Genomic DNA, 17,026 nt, shown 5'->3' with positions numbered 1-17,026 from the left:
CCGAGGCCGCGGCCGGGTCCGCCGCGGCCCGCTCCGCCGCCCGCCCGGCCGCGGCGGCGGACTTCGCCGATCTCACCGTGGCGCGGCTGCACCTGGAGGGGCAGCGGCGTGAGGTCGCGGAAGCGGCGCGCTGGCTGGACGACGAGGACCGCCAACTCCTCTCCCTGTGGTGGCTGGAGGTCGCCGGCGAGCTGAGCCGCCGCGACCTCGCCGAGGCGCTCGGCGTCAACCGGGCGCACGCCGCCGTACGCGTCCAGCGGATGAAGGAGCGGCTGGAGACGGCGCGCGGCATCGTGCGCGTGCTGGCCGGACCGCAGCCGGCGCACTGCACCGGCCTGCGAGCCCTGCTCACGACCTGGGACGGCAGGCCCGTCTCCGTCTGGCGCAAGCGGCTGGCCCGCCACATCCGCGGCTGCTCCGGTTGCGGGGCGCCACGCACGGGGATCGTGCCGGCGGAGCAACTGCTGGCGGGGCTGGCCCTGGTGCCGCTGCCCACGGGATTCGCGCTTTCCCTGGCGCTGGGCGGCAAGACCGCCTCGGCGGCTCTCGTCGGCACCGGCTGGTCGGCGAAGGCGGTCGCGGCGCTGGGCAAGCCCGCCGCGGCGGTCACGGCCGGGGCGACGCTCGCGGCGGGCGGCGCGGCGCTGCTGGTCTACGAGCGGCCCGCCGACCCGCCGCCGCGCAGCGCCGCCCCCGCGACGTCCTCCTCTCCGGCACCCAGCACGCCGCCCCCGGCGAGCGCACCACCCTCCTCCGCCCCGCCGACCGCGACCACCGAGCCCCCGGACCCGCGGCCGGCCGCCCGTTACGGCAGCGTGGTCGACGCCGTCGACGAAGCCCCCGACCCCGGCCGCCCGCCCGGCCCGCTGCCCCGCCGGGCGGACCGCGGCCTGACCAGTACCGGCGGCCCCAGCGCCAACCTCACCCACCGGGGGGAGACCGTGACGCTGCGCGGCACGGGCTATGTGCGGGTCCGCTGGCAGATCCTGCCCGTGCAGCGGCCGGGGAGTCTGGTCATGGCCTCCTGGACCGGCCTGGAGGGCAGGCTCTTCCACGTCGCCTCCGGGGGCGGCCGGCGGATGGACGACCTGAAGCCGGGCAGCCCGGACGAGACGTGGATGGGCTCGCCGGCCATCGGGGTCACGGTGCTGCCCGCGGGCGCCCAGCAGATGTGGCAGAACGAGTACTTCTGGCTCGACGGCACGGTCACCCTCAACCAGAACGAACGCGGCGCGGACTACAACCTCATCATCCAGCCCGCCGCCTACGAGGACGTCGTACTCGACCTGCGTACGCCGCCGGACCCGCGGGCCGGCATCGTCCGCCACGGTCTCGTCCGCGACACCGGCGACAACCGCACCCCCGTGCCGCAGTACCTCACCCGCGCCCGCCCCGCCGACCCGGCCGGAGTCCCCCAGCGCTCCGAGGTCGGGGAGGAGCCGCAGGCCACCGACCGCTCCACCCGGTCTTGACATGCCCTGGAAAAGAAGCGGTAGTTGATTGGGGCAGACGAGACGAGAGGGAGTGCCATGCATGATGCCGGACCGAGCATTCACCGCCGCGCGTTGCTGGCGGCGGCGGGGCTCACGCTTTTCGCGACATCGGCCCCACCCGCGCAGGCCGCACCCGCGCAGCCCGAGCCCGAGCCCGAGGCCAGGGACGAGCCGACGGTCCTGATCTACACCGGGACGACCGGGTACCGCCACGCCGGCGCGATCGACGGCGGCATCGGGCCGATCCAGAAGGCGCTGGACGAGGCCGGGATCGCGTCGGTGCGGGAGGACTGCGACGGCCTCGGCGGCGCCCCGGGCAACTGCGACCACCCCGACGCGAACCCGCGCGTCTTCACCCCGGACAACCTCGCCCGCTACGACGCGATCTTCCTCTTCAACGCCTCGTCGCAGTGGCTCGGCGGCGGCCGTCCCGGCCCCCTGTGGGACGACGAGCAGCGCGCCGCGATCCGGGGGTTCGTCAACGCCGGCGGCGGGATCGCGGCCAACCACAACGCGGTCGACATGGGCGCGGGCGCCACCACCTGGGACTGGTGGGACGGCGGGCCCGGCAGCGCCGTCGGCACCCTGATGACCGGCCACGCCGCCACCGACCTGAACAACGTCGCCACGGTACGGGTCGCCGACCGCCACCATCCGTCAACGCGCCACCTGCCCCGGGAGTTCGGCTTCGGCGACGAGCACTACAACTTCGCCCGCAGCGTGCGCGGCGAGGCGCACGTGCTGGCCACGCTGGACGAGGAGTCGTACGACCCCGGCCCGAACGCGATGGGCAAGGACCACCCGATCTCCTGGTACAAGCGGTACGACGGCGGCCGCATCTGGGTGACGGGCATGGGCCACTTCGCCGAGTCCTACACCGAGAACGGCGGCGACAACAACCTCGTCAAGCACCTCGTCGGAGGCATCAGCTGGGCCGCCGGCGCCAGCGGCCCGGGCCAGTGCACGAAGGATTCGACCGGTCGGCCGTCCAGCAGACCGTAACCAGCGGCGACCGTGCCGAGCGCGCGGCGGTGCGGGCTCGACCGCCGTACCGCCGTACAGCCGGCCCGCGAGGCCGGTGCCGTTGACCGGCACCGGCCGGCGGGCCGGCCGCGCGCGCAGCACCCTTGCGAGAGCCCCCCTTTCGTGGTCCGATGTTGATGACCTTGGTGGTCAGAAGCAGTTCGAGTGTCGCAAGCGAATCAGCGCCGCCCACAGCGAAGCAGAGGTTCGAATGCGCAACGAAACGCTGGAGGGCCTCGTCCTCGGAGACGTACTCAGAGACCGGGCCGCAACCCATCGAACAGAGACCTTCCTCAAGTTCCACGAGGGCGAGGTCACTTACGGCGAGGTCGACTCGATGGCCGACCGCGTGGCCCAGGGGCTGGCCACCGCGGGCATCGGCCGCGGCCACCACGTCGGCGTGATGCTCCCCAACTGTGCCGACTTCATCCACGTGATCTTCGCGCTGGCCCGGCTGGGCGCCGTCGCCGTGCCGATCAACGTCGGCTACCGCGGCGAGCTGCTCCGGCACGTCCTGGACACGTCCGACGCCTCGGCGCTGATCATCGACGCGCCGTACGCCGACAGGCTGCCGGCGGTCGCCCCGCAACTGCCCGATCTGGGCCGCCTCGTCGTCCGCACCGAGGGCGCGTCCGACGTCCCGCTCCAGCGGCTCGGCAAGCCCGCCGTGACGCTGTCCAGCCTGCTGTCCAACGGGGCGGAGGCCCCGCGCGTCGACGTCGGCTTCGGCGATCTGCAGGCGATCATGTACACCTCGGGCACCACCGGCCCCTCCAAGGGCGCGATGGTCCCGCACGCCCTCGCGCTGACGTGTGCGCTGGACTCGCTCGACTTCCTGGACCGGTGGGGCAAGACGACCTACTGCCCGCTGCCGCTGTTCCACGCCGCCGGGCTCTGGGACGGCGTGATGTCGGCGCTCCTGGCCGGCGGTTCCATCGCCATCGTCGAGCGCTTCAGCGCCTCGCGGTTCTGGGACGACGTGCGGAGGTTCGACGCGCAGGTCGCCATGAGCGTCTTCTCGATGATCCCGATACTCCTCAACCAGCCGCGCACCGAGCGCGACAAGGAGCATCCGCTGCAGACCTTCTACATGGGCAAGTCGAGCCTCGACGAGCCGCTGCTGGAACGTTTCGGCGTCCGCTCGGTGGAGACCTACACCAGCACCGAGGTCGGCATCGCCACCGCCAGCCCGTACGGCGAGTGGCGGCTCGGGTCGTGCGGGCAGGCCCACGGGGAGCGGTTCGAGGTGGCGGTGGTCGACGAGTGGGACCGCGTGGTCGGGGCGGACGAGCCGGGGGAGCTGGTCGTACGGCCGCGGCAGCCGTTCGTGATCACGACCGGCTACTACGGCGCTCCCGGGGCCACGGCCGACTGCTTCCGCAACATGTGGTTCCACACCGGCGACCGCGTGTGGCGCGACGCCGACGGCTACTTCTACTTCCTCGACCGGATGAAGGACGCCATCCGGCGCCGCGGCGAGAACATCTCCGCCTTCGACCTGGAGTGCGAGGTCAACCTGCACCCCTCGGTCCTGGAGTCGGCCGCCATCGGCGTGCCCTCCGAGCTGGGCGACGAGGACGTCAAACTGACGGTCGTGCTGCGGCCGGGAGCGGCGCTGGAGCCCGCCGAGCTGGTGGCGTTCTGCGCGGAGCGGCTGCCCCGTTCGATGGTCCCGCGCTACGTCGAGTTCATCGACGCCCTGCCGCGCACGCCCACCGACAAGGTCGCCAAGTACCGACTGCGGGCCGAGGGCGACCACGGCCTCACGCCCGGCACCTGGGACCGGGAGGGGGAGCAGGCGTGAACTGGGCGGACACCCCGGAGCAGGCGGCCTTCCGGGAGGAGGTGCGCGCCTTCGTGCGCGACCGCTTCCCGCCGGCCTACGTGCCCGACCCCGAGGCCGAGCAGAGCCTCGAACCCGAGGACGTCTGGGGCTACAACTGGCCGGTCGACCGCGTCTCCGGCGACCCGGCGCGCCGCGACGGGGCCCGGGCGTGGGCCGCGGCCCTCGCCGAGCGCGGCTGGATAGCGCCGCACTGGCCGCGCGAGTACGGCGGGGCGGGCCTGTCGGCGCTGGAGGAGTTCATCCTCCAGGAGGAGATGATGCGCGCCCGCGTCCCGACCGTGAACGGGATCGGCGCCTTCCTGCTCGGCCCGACGCTCCTGGCGCACGGCACCGCCGCGCAGCGCGCCGCGCACCTGCCGCCGATCGCCCGGGGCGAGGTCACCTGGGCCCAGGGGTTCTCGGAGCCGGGCTCCGGGTCGGACCTCGCCTCACTGCGCACCCGCGCGGTCCGCGACGACGGCGGCACCACCCGCTCCGGCGAAGCCGAGCGCGGGGGAGAGGACACCGGCACGTACCTCGTCAACGGGCAGAAGGTGTGGACCTCGCTCGGGCAGTACGCCGACTGGCTGTTCGTGCTCGTCCGCACCGACCCGGAGGCGACGAAGCCGCACCGCGGGATCACCTTCCTGCTCGTGGACGCCACCGCGCCCGGCGTGACCATCCGCCCGATCACCGACATCCGCGGCGCGGCGCCGTTCTGCGAGATCTTCTTCGAGGACGTACGGGTGCCGGCGGCCAACCGGGTCGGCGAGGAGAACCGCGGCTGGTACGTCGCCATGACCGCGCTGAGCTTCGAGCGGGCGGGCATCGGGGCCACGATCAAGTACGAGCAGGCGCTCTCGGAACTCGTCGGCTACGCCCGCTCGGCGGAGGGCCGCCGGTTCCTCCGGGACGACACCAGGGCCGCGCTGCGCCAGGAGATCGCCCGCCGCCACACCGAGATCCGGGTCCAGTACAACCTCGCCCGGTACACCGTGTCCCAGCAGGCGGCCGGCGGCGTGCCCGGCTACGAGGCGTCGGTCAACCAACTCTTCGGCGCCGAGCTGCACCAGCGGCTGGCCCGTACCGGCGCCTCGGCCTTCGGCCGGTACGCCCAGCTCTGGCAGCGCCGCGACGCCCCGCTCGGGGCCGTCTTCACCCACATGGCGCGCGACTCCGTGGCCTCCACCTTCCTCGGCGGCGCAGCGGAGATCCAGCGTGACGTCATCGCCACCCGCGGGCTGAAACTGCCGCGCAGCCGCTAACGAACCGAGGAGGAGTCCACTCCATGTACGAAACCCTCGACCTCAAGATCGAGGAGCGGGTCGCCTGGCTGACCCTGAACCGGCCCGAGAAGCTCAACGCGCTCACCCCGACGACGATGCGCGAACTCCGCCGGTTCTTCACCGAGGTGGACGACGACGAGGACGTCTGCGTGGTGGTGCTGCGGGGAGCCGGCGAGCGCGCGTTCTGCGCGGGAATGGACCTCGGCTGGTCGGAGCAGCTCACCAAGCGGGAGCGGGTGGAGCAGGGCCGCCTCGGCGAGAAGACGTTCGCGATGATGGAGCGGCTGTCCGTCCCGGTCGTCGCGGCCGTGCACGGCTACGCCGTCGGCGGCGGTCTTGAGCTGGCGCTGGCCGCCGACTTCATCGTCGCCGCCGACAACGCGAAGATGGGCCTGGTCGAGATCACGCTGTCCGCCCGCCCGCCGTACCGGCCGAAGATGACCGAGGACGGCGACCCCGACCAGCCGGAGTTCGGCGGCTCCGCGCCCGGCTGGGGCGGCGTCAAGCGGCTCCCGCGGCGGGTCGGCACGGCCATGGCCAAGGAGCTGCTGTTCACCGGCGTCCGGCTCGACGCCGCGCGGGCGCAGCAGATCGGGCTGGTCAACGACGTATACCCGACCGAGGAGTTCGGCAAGCGGGTCGGCGAACTCGCCGAGCGGATCGCCGCGATGAACAGGTACAACCTGCGCCTCGTCAAGGAACTGGTCACCAACGGGTACGACTGGATCGAGCCGCATCCCGGCTGAGCCGCGTCCACGGGGCGGAACGGAAGCGAACGAGGAGGATCTGTGCGGATTTACCGGATCGACCACATCGGCCAGGTCGCGCCGGAGCTGGAGCCGCAGGTGGCGCTGCTGGAAGGGCTGTTCGGCTTCAGGCGGACCCGGAGCTGGGAGAACCCCGCCGAGGGCTGCCGCGGCGTACGGCTCGCGCTCCCCGGCAACCCGGGGCACACCTGGGAGGTGCTGGCGCCGGCCGGGGAGGAGTCCGCGATCCGGGAGTTCCTCGACGGCCAGGGCGGCCGCCCGGGGCTGCACCACGTCGCCGCCGAGGTCCCCGACCTCGGCGCCGCGCGCGCCGAGCTGGAGGCCCTCGGCGTCAAACCGGCCGCCGGCGGGGCCGGGGGCTGGCTGGAGGCGTCGCTGTCGCCGCCCGGGCGCGGGCCGGGCGTGCTGTTCCGGCTGCGCGGGCCGGGGGACCTCGCCCTGTGCGGCGACGGGCCGGCCGCGCCGGCGACCGCCGAGCCTCCCCCACAGCGCGCAGAGCGCGCGTGGGCGGTACCCCCGGACGCGCCCTCGCTCGGCATCGTCGCCCTCGACCACGTGTGCCAGGCGTTCCCCGACCGCGACGAACTGGCCCGCTGGTACGAGCGGCTCGCCGGCTTCGTGGAGGTCTGGCGTACGCCCGAGGACGAACACCCGGACATGGCGGACCTCGTGCTGAACATCCCGGGATCGACGATCTGCTGGGAGGTCATCATGCCGCGCGGCGAGGACTCGTTCATCGAACGGTTCTGGAACAAGAACGGCGCCGCCGCGCACCACGTGACCTTCGAGGTCGCCGACTGGGACCGGGCGATGGCGGCCTGCGCGCACCACGAGGTGCCGGCGTTCGGCGAGAACGCGGGCAGCACCGACGGCGCCGCCTGGCACGACACGTTCATCCACCCCAAGCACACCGGCGGCGTGCTCGTGCAGCTCTTCTGGGAGGAGCGGCCCGGCGTCTGGGTGCGGTCCGACAAGATCCCGCCGGTGGCCTGATGGACCTGACACTCACCGAGGACCAGGAGCTGATCCGGGCCACCGCCCGGGGACTCCTGGAGTCGCGGAGCGCGAGCACCGGGGCCCGGGCGATGGCGGACGAACCCGCCGGCTACTCCGCCGCGCTGTGGAAGGAGATGGCCGGCCTCGGCTGGACCGGGCTGGCGCTGCCCGAGGCCCACGGCGGCGTCGGCGCCGGCTTCCTGGAACTGTGCCTGGTCGTGGAGGAGATGGGGCGCTTCCAGATACCGAGCCCGCTGGTGTCCACGGCGGTGTGCTGCGCGCTGCCCCTCGCCCGGTTCGGCACCGCGGCGCAGCAGGAGCGGTGGCTCGGGGAGATCGTCCGCGGGCGGGTCATGAGCGCCGTGCCGGGCCGCTGGGACGGCACGGGCGGCGAGATCGGCGCGGTCGAGCGGGACGACGGGTTCGTCCTCGACGGCACCGCGCAGTTCGTGCCGTACGCGCACGTCGCGGAGGACCTGCTCGTCGTGCCCGGCGCGGGGCCGGCGCTGCTGGTGGACGCCACGTCGCCGGGCATCGTGCGCGAGCGGCTCGACGCGGTCGGCGGCGACCGGCCGCACCGGGTCCGCTTCGACGGGGTGGCCGTGCCCCGCGACCGCGCCCTGACCGCCGGCCGCCCCGTCGCGGAGGCGATCGACGCGTATGGCGCCGCCGCCACCTGCGCCGCGATGGTCGGCGCGGCCCAGCGGGTCCTGGACATGACGGTCGAGTACGCGGCGGAGCGCGAGCAGTTCGGCCGGCCCATCGGCTCCTTCCAGGCGGTCCAGCACCACTGCGCGAACATGGCCGTCGACGTGCTCGGCTCGCGCTTCCTGGCGTACGAGGCGATCTGGCGGCTGTCGGCCGGCCTGGACGCCGTGGCGGAGGTGTCGATGGCCAAGGCGTGGGTGAGCGAGGCGTGCCGGCGGGTCTGCGACACGGGCCACCAGGTGCACGGCGCGATCGGCTTCACGTACGAGCACGACCTGCACCTCTTCTCCCGCCAGACGGCGGCGTGGGCGCTGGCCTTCGGCGACGCCGACCACCACTGGGACCGCGTGGCCGGCCACCTGGGGTGGGACGCCTGAGGGCACGCCGGCCGGCGCGCGGTCCGCGGCGCCGCCGGGCGGCAAGGAGTGCGGGCGGTGCGCCGGTGGTTGAGCCTGTCGTGCGCCGGTGCGCGCTTCACCGAGGCGGTGTCAGTGCCGGCTGCGAGGATCCGGACATGACGAACTTCTCCGCCATCGGCGCCTACTGGGACGGCCGGGCCGGCAGTTTCGACGACGAGCCGGACCACGGACTGCGGGAGGAGGCGACGCGGGCGGCGTGGGCGGACCGCCTGGCCGCGTGGATACCGCACACCGGGGCCGACGTGCTCGACGTCGGGTGCGGCACGGGGACGTTGACCTGTCTGCTGGCCGCCGCCGGGCACCGGGTCACCGGTGTGGACCTGGCGCCCCGGATGGTCGGGCAGGCGCGGGCCAAGGCGGCGGCCGCGGGGCTGCGGGCCCGGCTGCTGGTGGGGGACGCCTCGGCGCCGCCCACCGGAGACGACACGTTCGACGCCGTGCTCTCCCGGCATCTGGTGTGGACGCTCCCGGAGCCGGAGGCCGCGCTGCGGGAGTGGGTGTCGCGGCTGCGGCCCGGCGGGGTTCTCGTGCTGGTCGAGGGCCGGTGGGGCGGCGCGGAGCCCGATGCAGAGCCGTACGGGGCGGGCACCGGGGTGCTGCCGTGGGGCGCCGGTGTCGGGGCGGAGGCGCTGGCCGCCGCGGTGCGGCCGCTGGTGGCGGGCGTCCGCGTCGAGGACCTCGGCGGCGACGAGCGGTTGTGGGGCGGGCCGGTCTCCGACGAGAGGTACGTCCTGACAGCCCGGGTGTGACGGAGCCGCCCGAGGCGGCCGTGCGGGCCGCTAAACCCCAGTGCATCCGGATGCAACCATCGTGTGGTCTCCGTGCTCGTGGGATCTGAGTGGCGGGCGGGGAGGGGACAACGTGGTTGGTGCAGTGAGCCGGATGGGTGAAACCACCGGCCGCACCCGTCGCGCTCGTCACTGCGCGGCGCAGTCACTCCCTCCCGTCGCACACCGCGAGGGGACGACTCTTGGAGGCAAGATGTCCGTACAGATGACCCCGGCTCTCTCCCCCGTCCGGGCCGGCGTGGCCGAGCGGGCCGCGCTCACGGCGCTGGTCGACGAACCGGAGGCCCCGTTCAGCGACGCGCCCGTGTACTCCCCGCAGGGTGCCGGGGCACTGCTGCTCGGGCTGCTGCTCTCGTCCCCGAAGCTCCCGAAGGAGCCGCGCCCCTCGTAACGGGCCCCGGACCCGGCGAAGAGGAACCACGTCCGTGACCGACAGCAGAAGGTGAGCGCCCGATGTCGAATGCCGCACTGCGGGCCGACTACGCCCAGGCGGTGGAGCAGCTGGCCGGGCGCGTCCTGGGTGTCCTCCGGGACACCCAGGCTCCGCTGCCGGCCGTGTCCGACGCGGACCGGCCGGCGGACACCGCCGCGCTGGCGGCCGTGCGCGTGCTGGGGCCCGACCTCTTCGCGCCCTCCCTCTTCTGCCGGGAGCCGTTGCCGCAGCCCGACCGGGAGGCGCTCGGCTCGGCCCTGCAGGCGTTCCCGCCCCACCCGGACGACAGCGCCGAGGCGCGGTGGCGCGACCGCACCACCGCCGCGCTGCTCGCCCACGGGACGAACGGCGGGACGGCCGTTCCCTACCCGGCCGACGGCCCCGGGGCCTTCGGGGGAGCCGGGGGCGCCGACGCCGGCGAGGAGGCCGAGGACGCCGGGCTGTCCTGGCAGGAACGGTCGCGGCGCATGGCGCGGCTGGCGCCGCTGGCGCTCCCGGAGGTGGACGGGCCCTTCCAGCAGCGGGCCTGCCGCCACGTCCGGGCGCTCAGCCGCGGCGCCGCCCGCTCCCTGATGCGCCGCGACTACCCCACCGCGGCCCGGCTCGTGCGCTGGCTCGCCCTGGCCCGGAGCCGCGGCGCCGCGCCCGCCCTCGACCTGCCGACGGTGCTGGACCACCTGCGGCTGTGGGGCGGGGGCGGCGCCCGTACCGCGCTCGACCTGACCATCGCCGGAAGGCTTTTGGCCGGTACGGAAGGAGCGCCGCGATGACGGTCCACGAGCCGGCGGAGCCGGTGCGCGCCACGATGCTCCGCACCGGCACCCGGGCGCTGGGCTGGCTGAACCGCAACCGCGGGCAGCTCACCTTCGCCGGGGACACCACGGCCGAACTGGCCGAACCCGACAGCGTCTACAAGCCGCTGGGCGAGCTGGCGCTCGCCGCGTCGCTGGTGCTGCGCGACGACCCGTTTCACGCGGCCGACCGGCGCGCCGCCCGCGACCTGCTCGACTTCGCCTGGGACCAGCTCCGCGGCGGCGACCTGCTCTACGAGCGGCAGCTGCGGTTCCCGGCCATGACCGACCCGCTGGAGACCTACGTCCACTTCCACCGCGCCGGCCACCGCCACGAGCCGCTGCAGGCGCTCCTCGCCCATCTGACCGGCCTGGCGTCGTACCGCGAGTACGAGCACGTGCCCAACCGCCGCATGGCGGTGGCCAACGCGACCCGGGTCATCGGGATCGACGACCGGGCCGACTGGCCCGCGCGCACCGCGGCCACGTGGCTCGGGGCCACACCCGAGCCGTGGACCATGGACTGGATGACGGCGTATCACGTGACCCACACCGTCTTCCACCTCACCGACTGGGGCGCCGAGCCGCGTGGCCTGCCGCCGCACGTGCGGGACTACCTGGCCACCTGGCTGCCGGTGTGGACCGACGTGTGGCTGGAGATCGAGGAGTGGGACCTCGTCGCCGAACTCCTCCTCGTCGACGCCTGCCTGCCGGAACCGGCCCACGACCCGGCCGCCTGGCGGCGGCTGGCCGCCGCACAGCACGAGGACGGGCTGCTGCCGCGCGACGGCCGGACGGGCACGGAGGACCCCGCCGTGCGGTTCTACAACCACTACCACACCGCCGTGGCCGCCGTGACCGCCGCGACCGCCGCACTCTCGCGCAGCGGTGCCTAGCCGGGCGGCGACGACGTGGGACTCCGCGACGAACCCCTCAAAGCGGTGGCCGCCGCCGCGGAACGTCGCGCGGCGGTGGTCGTCGCGGTGTCCGTGACCGGCGCGTACCGCACGCTGAGCCGCGGCGGCGTCGACCGCAAGGGCACCGCGTCGGTCACCGACCGCACCCGCTTCGAGGTCGGCTCGGTGACCAAGACCTTCACCGCGCTGCTGCTCGCCGACTCCGCCGTCCGCGGCGAGGTCGGCCTGACCGGCCGGATCGCCGAACACCTCCCGTACGTCGCCCTCCCGCGCGGCCACGGCCGGGCCATCACCTACGAGCATCTGGCGACCCACACCTCCGGCCTGCCGCGGCTCCCGCCCGGGCTGCTCCGCCGCGGGCTGCCCTCCTGGTTTGCCAACCCATACCGGTCGTTCACCCCCGAGATGCTGCTGCCCGCCCTCGGCCGCGCCGTCGTGCACCACCCGCCCGGCACCCACACCCGGTACTCCAACTTCGGCGTCGGGCTGCTCGGCCGGCTGCTGGCCGACGGCGCCGGCTCCGACTACGGGTCGCTGCTCCGCCGGCGCGTGCTCGACCCGCTGGCGCTCACCGACACCGGCACCGTGGCCCCCGACCCGCAGGCCCGGAACGGCGGCGACGGCCGGGGCGACCCGGACCCCGGGTACGCCGTCGGCTACTGGCACGGCCGCCGCCGCCCGCCCTGGCTCATCCCGGCGCTCCCCGGCGCCGGCGCGGTGCGCTCCAGCGCCCACGACCTGATCCGCTTCCTCCGCGCCCACCTCGAACCGGACGGCCCCGACGCGCCCCGGCCGCTGCGGGCTCCGCTGGCGGAGGCCGTACGGATCCGCGGACTGCCCGGCCAGGAGGAGGAGAAGTCGGGGCTGGCGTGGGGCGTGCGCACCCTCGCCGGGGCGACGCTGTACTTCCACAGCGGCGCCACCCGCGGCTGCACCTCGTTCGTCGGCTTCAGCCCCGAACGCGAGGTGTGCGTCGCCGCCCTCACCAACTCGGGTGTCACGCTGCGCTGCCGGTTCATCCAGTCCGCGTACCTGCTGCTGCGGGCGCTGGCCCTCGGCGAGGAGAAGTGACCCGACCCGCCCGGCACCGGGGACGCGCGGGCGGGGGGCCCGCGCGCGGCCCGTGCCGCGGCTCCGTTTTTCGGAGGCGGAGTGTCCGGAGCAGGCCGTAGCGTGGCGGGGATCGACCGCACGGAAGAAGGAGCCGGTCATGGACAGTGCACGGTCCGAGGCGACCGCCGCCGGACGCCCCCGCGTCCTGGTCGTCGGCGGCCGGCTCGCGCATGTGCGGAAGGCCCGGGACCTCGGTCTGGACGTGGCGCACGTCCAGTTCCCGGACGCGTACGACAGCGGCCACTGGCCGTACGTCGACCGGGCGCTGCTCGTCGACTACGGGGACACGGACCGGCTCCTGCCGCTGGTGCGGGCGCTGCACGCCGCGTATCCGGTGCGGGCGGCGGTCTCGCTGTTCGAGCTGGGGCTGCTGCCGGCGGCGCGGATCAACGAGGCGCTCGGGCTGGGCGGCGAGTCCGTCGAGACCGTGGAACTGCTGCTGGACAAGGGGCGGATGCGCCGGCACCTGGCCGCGCGCGGCGTCAGCCCGGTGGCCTCCGCGGTCGGCCGCTCCGCGCAGGACGTCCGGGAGTTCGCCGCGGAGCACGGGCTTCCCGTCATCGTCAAGCCGGCCCGCGAGTCGGGCAGCCTGGGGGTGTTCCACGTCCGCGACCAGGCGGACGTGGACGGCGTCGCCGAACGGTTCCGGGCGCTCGCCGGCGGGTGGACCGCCCGCGACCTCACCGACGCAGGCGCCTTCGAGGAGTTCCTGATGGAGGAGTACCTGGACGGCCCGGAGATCAGCGTGGAGACCCTGAGCTTCGACGGCCGGCACGTGGTGGTCGCGGTCACCGACAAGGAGACGGGCGGCGGCGGCTTCGTCGAGACCGGGCACGCGCAGCCCAGCGGTGTCCCGGCCGGCGTGCTGCGCGAGGTCGCGCGGCTGGTCGCGGACTTCCTCGATGCGGTCGGCCTGCGCAACGGCCCCGGGCACACCGAGGTCAAGCTGACCTCCCGCGGCCCGCGGATCGTCGAGTCGCACAACCGCGTCGGCGGCGACCGGATCAACGAGCTGACGGAGATCGCCTACGGCGTCGACATGGAGCGGTACGCGCTGGCCGCCGGACTCGGCGTCGTGGCCCCGCTCGCCGCCTCGCCGGAGCCGCGGGGCGGTGCGGCCGTGCGGTTCCTCACGCCGGAGCCGGGCCGGGTGGTGGAGGTGACCGGGGCCGAGGAGGTGCGCGCGGACCCGGCGTGCGTCGAACTCCGGCTGGACGTGCGGCCCGGTGCCGTCGTGTCCCCGCTGACCTGGAACGAGGACAAGGCCGGCCACGTCCTCACCCGGGGCGCCACCGCCGCCGAGGCCGTCGCGCACGGCCACCGGCTGGCCGCGGCGGTGAAGATACGCACCGAGCCGGTCCCGTGACCGCCACGCCCCGGCGGGCAGGGGCTGCCGGACGCGGACGGGGCTAGGGGCCGGGGGCGAACTCCGTCGTGGTGAAGGCCGTCGCGTCCCGTGACGAGGCGCCGTCGGTGATCCACCAGTACGTGGGCTTCTCCCCGTACAGCGCGAAGAGGGGATCGGGCGCCCAGTTGAGGATCAGCTCGTCCCCTCCGTCGCCGTCGAAGTCCGCGGCGCCCGCGGGCCGGGCGTTGCGGTCCTTCGCGGCCGTCCTCCGGCCGTCCGCGGTCCGCGCCGGCCCCTCGCGCAGGACGGACACCCGCTCGTCGCCGCCGAGGAGCACGCCGTCGATGAGCGTGGCGTCCTCGTACGTCGAGACCAGCAGGCCGTCGCGGCCGTCGCCGTCCGGGTCGGCGGCGGCGAAGCCGCCGGGGCCGTAGGGGGAGCCGCCCTCGCCGGGCGGCGGCCCGGGCAGGTCGAGGACGGCCGGCCCGCCGCCGTCGCCGGGGTAGACGGTGGCCTTGCCGGCGACCTCCGGCTTCTCCGTCCCGTAGCCCGGCTCGTTGTTGCGGCCGCCGTCGTCGCCCACGGCGACGTCGCGGCTGCCGTCGCCGTCGAAGTCCCCGAAGGCGTGGGCGCTGCCGAGCTGCAGCTCGCGGACCTCGCCGGACAGCCCCTCGCCCGGGCGGGCGGGGTAGAGGGTGTTGGTGGCCTGCCCGCCGTCGGCCTCTCCGCGCCGCAGCAGCGAGGTCGCCCGCGGCTCGCCGGAGGGGTCGATCCGGTCCGCGACGAGGGTGCCCTCGGCGTACGGCAGGCCGGTGTCGACGCGTGCGGGCTCGCCGGCCCGGGTGAAGGGGCCGTACAGCACCGCCAGCCGCCCGCCCGTGGCGCCCGGCTGCTGCGCCGCCAGGTCGTGGTGGCCGTCGCCGTCGAAGTCGCCGCGCACCACCGAGTCCACCCCCTGCCCGCCGGCCGGCAGGTGCACGGCGGTCGTGACGGGGTCCGCGACGGGCCGGCGCGGGCCGCCGAAGCTCACGTGGAGCCGCTCACGCCCGGTCCCCTCCGCCTGCCCGGGCCCCCGGGCCGTCGCGACGAAGTCGGGGAACCCGTCGTCGTCCAGATCGGCGGTCACCACGTGGTCCACCGAGAGGCGGGCGGGCCCGGGGAGGTCGGCGGGTGCGTCCGGCAGGCCGAGGCCGGCGCGCCGGTGCACGGTGTGCACGGCCGGGTCGAGGCCGTCGGCCGAGCCGTAGACGACGCCGACGCACTCCGCGGCGGTCTCGGGGTCGGCGCCGAGGAAGACGGGGACGAGGAGGTCGCGGTGGCCGTCGCCGTTGAGGTCGTCCGGGTCCTGCGAGCCCTCGCCGGGCGCCGGGGCCCGGGTCGCGGGCACGCCGGACCGTGACGCACCGTCCGCCGCGGGGGACGGCGTTCCGTCCCCGGCGCCGCCGCCGCACGCGGCGGCCAGCACGAGCAGAGGGGACAGGACGAGCGCGGACGGCGTGGCGCGGCGGATCATACGCGCCACGGTCGCAGCGCGCGGGCGCCGGACGCCGAGCCGACCGGGCGATCGTTGCGCACTCGTGGCATCCGCCCCCGCCCCGCGGACCGTCGTCCCCGGGGCCGGCCGGTCAGCCCGGCAGGACGGACTCGACCGCCGCGAGCAGCGCGGCGTCGTCCGGCGCGGTCTGCGGGCGGAACCGGGCGACGGGCTTGCCCGCGGGGTCCAGAAGGAACTTCTCGAAGTTCCACTGCACGTCGCCGGCCGCCCCGTCGGCGTCCGGCGTCTGCACCAGCTCCCGGTACAGCGGGTGCCGCTCCGGGCCGTTCACCTCGACCTTCTCGAACATCGGGAAGGTCACCCCGTACGTCGCCGAGCAGAACGTCGCGATCTCCTCGGCCGTGCCCGGCTCCTGGCCGCCGAACTGGTTGCACGGGAAGCCCGCGACCGTGAACCCCCGGGCCGCGTACCGCTCGTGCAGCTTCTCCAGGCCGGCGTACTGGGGCGTGAGCCCGCACTTCGACGCCACGTTGACCGCGAGCACCGCGGTCCCCCGGAATCGCTCCAGCGAGGCGGGCTCGCCGGCCAGGGTGCGCAGCTCGACGTCGTAGACGCTCATGGGCAAGCAGGTCCTTTCCGCGTTCGGTCGTCGTGCGGGTGCGGGCGTCGCCCGCACCCGCCGCCAGTCTGCCACCGGCGGGTGAACGGAACGCGCCCGGTGGGCCTACGCTTCCGCTGGCGGCACGGCGCGGCGGGCCGGGCGCGGCGGCCGGGGCGCGGAGGGGAGGCGGCGCGTTGGCGGAGCTGGAGCGCGGCGACCCGCGCGAGATCGGCGGGTACCGCGTGCTGGAGCGGCTGGGGGCCGGCGGGATGGGCGTCGTGTATCTCGGCCGCTCGCCCGCCGGGACACTCGTCGCGGTCAAGGTCGTACGCCCCGGTCTGGTCCGCGACGGCCGCTACCGCGCCCGCTTCCGCCGCGAGGTGGCCGCCGCCCGTACGGTGACCGGCGCGTACACCGCGCCGCTGGTCGACGCCGACCCGGACGCGGACCCGCCCTGGCTGGCGACCGCGTACCTGCCGGGCCTCTCGCTCGACGAGGCCGTCGGCGCGTTCGGCGCGCTGCCCGCCGCGGTGGTGCGGCTGCTGGCCGTGGCGCTGGCGGAGGCGCTGGCCGGGATCCACGGCGCCGAGCTGGTGCACCGCGACCTCAAGCCCGGCAACATCATGCTCACCCCCGGTGGCCCGCGCGTGATCGACTTCGGCATCGCCCGCCCCGAGGACTCCGCGACGCTCACCCAGGACGGCGCGCTCCTCGGCACGCCCGGGTTCATGTCGCCGGAGCAGGCGGCCGGCGGGCGCGCCGGGCCCGCGGCCGACGTGTTCGCGCTCGGCTCGGTGCTCGCGTTCGCCACGGCGGGCCGGGGGCCGTTCGACGCGGGCAACCGGGTCGACACGCTGCAGCGCATCCAGCGCGGGCAGGCCGGCCTCGCCGGGGTGGCGGACCGCCGGCTGCGGGCCGTCGTCGGGGCCTGCCTGCGCCCCGACCCGCGCCGCCGGCCGGCCGCCGCGCCGCTGCGGGACCTGCTGGGGCAGCCCGCGGGGACGGTGCACGGCACGCGCTGGC

The 17,026-nt window shown here is 75.3% G+C and carries 16 protein-coding genes; 14 read left to right on the top strand and 2 right to left on the bottom strand.

What is annotated here, in order from left to right:
• The 13 genes from ABD317_RS20925 to ABD317_RS20865 form a co-directional block, all read left to right on the top strand.
• The coding region (locus tag ABD317_RS20925) for a sigma-70 family RNA polymerase sigma factor (RefSeq protein ID WP_344291480.1) at positions 1-1,472 on the top strand (1,472 nt) is incomplete at its 5' end.
• A gap of 57 nt (positions 1,473-1,529) precedes the next feature.
• Positions 1,530-2,495, top strand: coding sequence for a ThuA domain-containing protein (locus ABD317_RS20920; protein WP_344291479.1), 966 nt, complete (start codon positions 1,530-1,532; stop codon positions 2,493-2,495).
• A 232-nt stretch (positions 2,496-2,727) separates the two neighbouring features.
• Positions 2,728-4,320, top strand: coding sequence for an AMP-binding protein (locus ABD317_RS20915; protein ID WP_344291478.1), 1,593 nt, complete (start codon positions 2,728-2,730; stop codon positions 4,318-4,320).
• On the top strand, positions 4,317-5,606 hold the full coding sequence (locus ABD317_RS20910) for an acyl-CoA dehydrogenase family protein (RefSeq protein WP_344291477.1): 1,290 nt from the start codon (positions 4,317-4,319) through the stop codon (positions 5,604-5,606). Before ABD317_RS20915 ends, ABD317_RS20910 begins: the two co-directional genes overlap by 4 nt.
• Positions 5,607-5,629: 23 nt before the next feature.
• On the top strand, positions 5,630-6,373 hold the full coding sequence (locus ABD317_RS20905) for an enoyl-CoA hydratase-related protein (protein ID WP_027751759.1): 744 nt from the start codon (positions 5,630-5,632) through the stop codon (positions 6,371-6,373).
• Between the two features lie 42 nt (positions 6,374-6,415).
• The gene (locus ABD317_RS20900) at positions 6,416-7,387 is read left to right on the top strand and encodes a VOC family protein (RefSeq protein ID WP_344291476.1); all 972 of its coding nucleotides are present in this window, start codon (positions 6,416-6,418) and stop codon (positions 7,385-7,387) included.
• Positions 7,387-8,475 carry an acyl-CoA dehydrogenase family protein gene (locus ABD317_RS20895; protein ID WP_344291475.1) on the top strand — a complete coding sequence of 363 codons (1,089 nt, stop codon included), beginning with the start codon at positions 7,387-7,389 and terminating at the stop codon, positions 8,473-8,475. Before ABD317_RS20900 ends, ABD317_RS20895 begins: the two co-directional genes overlap by 1 nt.
• 137 nt (positions 8,476-8,612) lie before the next feature.
• A complete protein-coding gene (locus ABD317_RS20890; RefSeq protein WP_344291474.1) occupies positions 8,613-9,266 on the top strand; it encodes a class I SAM-dependent methyltransferase in 654 nt (217 codons plus the stop codon).
• Between the two features lie 232 nt (positions 9,267-9,498).
• Positions 9,499-9,696, top strand: a complete 198-nt coding sequence (locus ABD317_RS20885; protein ID WP_027751755.1) for a hypothetical protein — start codon at positions 9,499-9,501, stop codon at positions 9,694-9,696.
• Between the two features lie 62 nt (positions 9,697-9,758).
• A complete protein-coding gene (locus ABD317_RS20880) occupies positions 9,759-10,508 on the top strand; it encodes a hypothetical protein (RefSeq protein ID WP_344291473.1) in 750 nt (249 codons plus the stop codon).
• The gene (locus tag ABD317_RS20875) at positions 10,505-11,425 is read left to right on the top strand and encodes a DUF6895 family protein (RefSeq protein WP_344291472.1); all 921 of its coding nucleotides are present in this window, start codon (positions 10,505-10,507) and stop codon (positions 11,423-11,425) included. Before ABD317_RS20880 ends, ABD317_RS20875 begins: the two co-directional genes overlap by 4 nt.
• A 15-nt stretch (positions 11,426-11,440) precedes the next feature.
• A complete protein-coding gene (locus ABD317_RS20870) occupies positions 11,441-12,517 on the top strand; it encodes a serine hydrolase domain-containing protein (protein WP_344291471.1) in 1,077 nt (358 codons plus the stop codon).
• 139 nt (positions 12,518-12,656) lie between these two features.
• Positions 12,657-13,925 carry an ATP-grasp domain-containing protein gene (locus ABD317_RS20865; RefSeq protein WP_344291470.1) on the top strand — a complete coding sequence of 423 codons (1,269 nt, stop codon included), beginning with the start codon at positions 12,657-12,659 and terminating at the stop codon, positions 13,923-13,925.
• Between the two features lie 43 nt (positions 13,926-13,968).
• Here ABD317_RS20865 and ABD317_RS20860 read toward each other — a convergent pair whose 3' ends face one another.
• Both ABD317_RS20860 and ABD317_RS20855 read right to left on the bottom strand, forming a co-directional pair.
• On the bottom strand, positions 13,969-15,420 hold the full coding sequence (locus tag ABD317_RS20860; protein WP_344291469.1) for a hypothetical protein: 1,452 nt from the start codon (positions 15,418-15,420) through the stop codon (positions 13,969-13,971).
• Between the two features lie 112 nt (positions 15,421-15,532).
• Positions 15,533-16,021: a glutathione peroxidase gene (locus ABD317_RS20855; protein ID WP_027751749.1), complete on the bottom strand. Its 489-nt coding sequence runs from the start codon at positions 16,019-16,021 to the stop codon at positions 15,533-15,535.
• Between the two features lie 176 nt (positions 16,022-16,197).
• On the opposite strand from ABD317_RS20855, the gene ABD317_RS20850 reads away from it, so the two are divergent.
• Positions 16,198-17,026 (top strand): serine/threonine-protein kinase (locus ABD317_RS20850; RefSeq protein ID WP_344291468.1); only part of this gene is annotated, 829 nt, incomplete at its 3' end.

Origin of the sequence: Streptomyces synnematoformans, from assembly GCF_039531005.1 — a bacterium.
GTDB lineage: Bacteria > Actinomycetota > Actinomycetes > Streptomycetales > Streptomycetaceae > Streptomyces > Streptomyces synnematoformans.
Note: the sequence above shows the minus strand (reverse complement) of the source record. Positions and strands in the feature narration are given on the sequence as shown.

Excerpts from the sequence above, each read along its gene's own strand:
- ABD317_RS20920 (WP_344291479.1), top strand. The coding sequence starts at position 1,530 with ATGCATGATGCCGGACCGAGCATTCACCGCCGCGCGTTGCTGGCGGCG.
- ABD317_RS20915 (WP_344291478.1), top strand. The coding sequence starts at position 2,728 with ATGCGCAACGAAACGCTGGAGGGCCTCGTCCTCGGAGACGTACTCAGA.
- ABD317_RS20905 (WP_027751759.1), top strand. The coding sequence starts at position 5,630 with ATGTACGAAACCCTCGACCTCAAGATCGAGGAGCGGGTCGCCTGGCTG.
- ABD317_RS20895 (WP_344291475.1), top strand. The coding sequence starts at position 7,387 with ATGGACCTGACACTCACCGAGGACCAGGAGCTGATCCGGGCCACCGCC.
- ABD317_RS20890 (WP_344291474.1), top strand. The coding sequence starts at position 8,613 with ATGACGAACTTCTCCGCCATCGGCGCCTACTGGGACGGCCGGGCCGGC.
- ABD317_RS20885 (WP_027751755.1), top strand. The coding sequence starts at position 9,499 with ATGTCCGTACAGATGACCCCGGCTCTCTCCCCCGTCCGGGCCGGCGTG.
- ABD317_RS20880 (WP_344291473.1), top strand. The coding sequence starts at position 9,759 with ATGTCGAATGCCGCACTGCGGGCCGACTACGCCCAGGCGGTGGAGCAG.
- ABD317_RS20875 (WP_344291472.1), top strand. The coding sequence starts at position 10,505 with ATGACGGTCCACGAGCCGGCGGAGCCGGTGCGCGCCACGATGCTCCGC.
- ABD317_RS20865 (WP_344291470.1), top strand. The coding sequence starts at position 12,657 with ATGGACAGTGCACGGTCCGAGGCGACCGCCGCCGGACGCCCCCGCGTC.
- ABD317_RS20860 (WP_344291469.1), bottom strand. The coding sequence starts at position 15,420 with ATGATCCGCCGCGCCACGCCGTCCGCGCTCGTCCTGTCCCCTCTGCTC.
- ABD317_RS20855 (WP_027751749.1), bottom strand. The coding sequence starts at position 16,021 with ATGAGCGTCTACGACGTCGAGCTGCGCACCCTGGCCGGCGAGCCCGCC.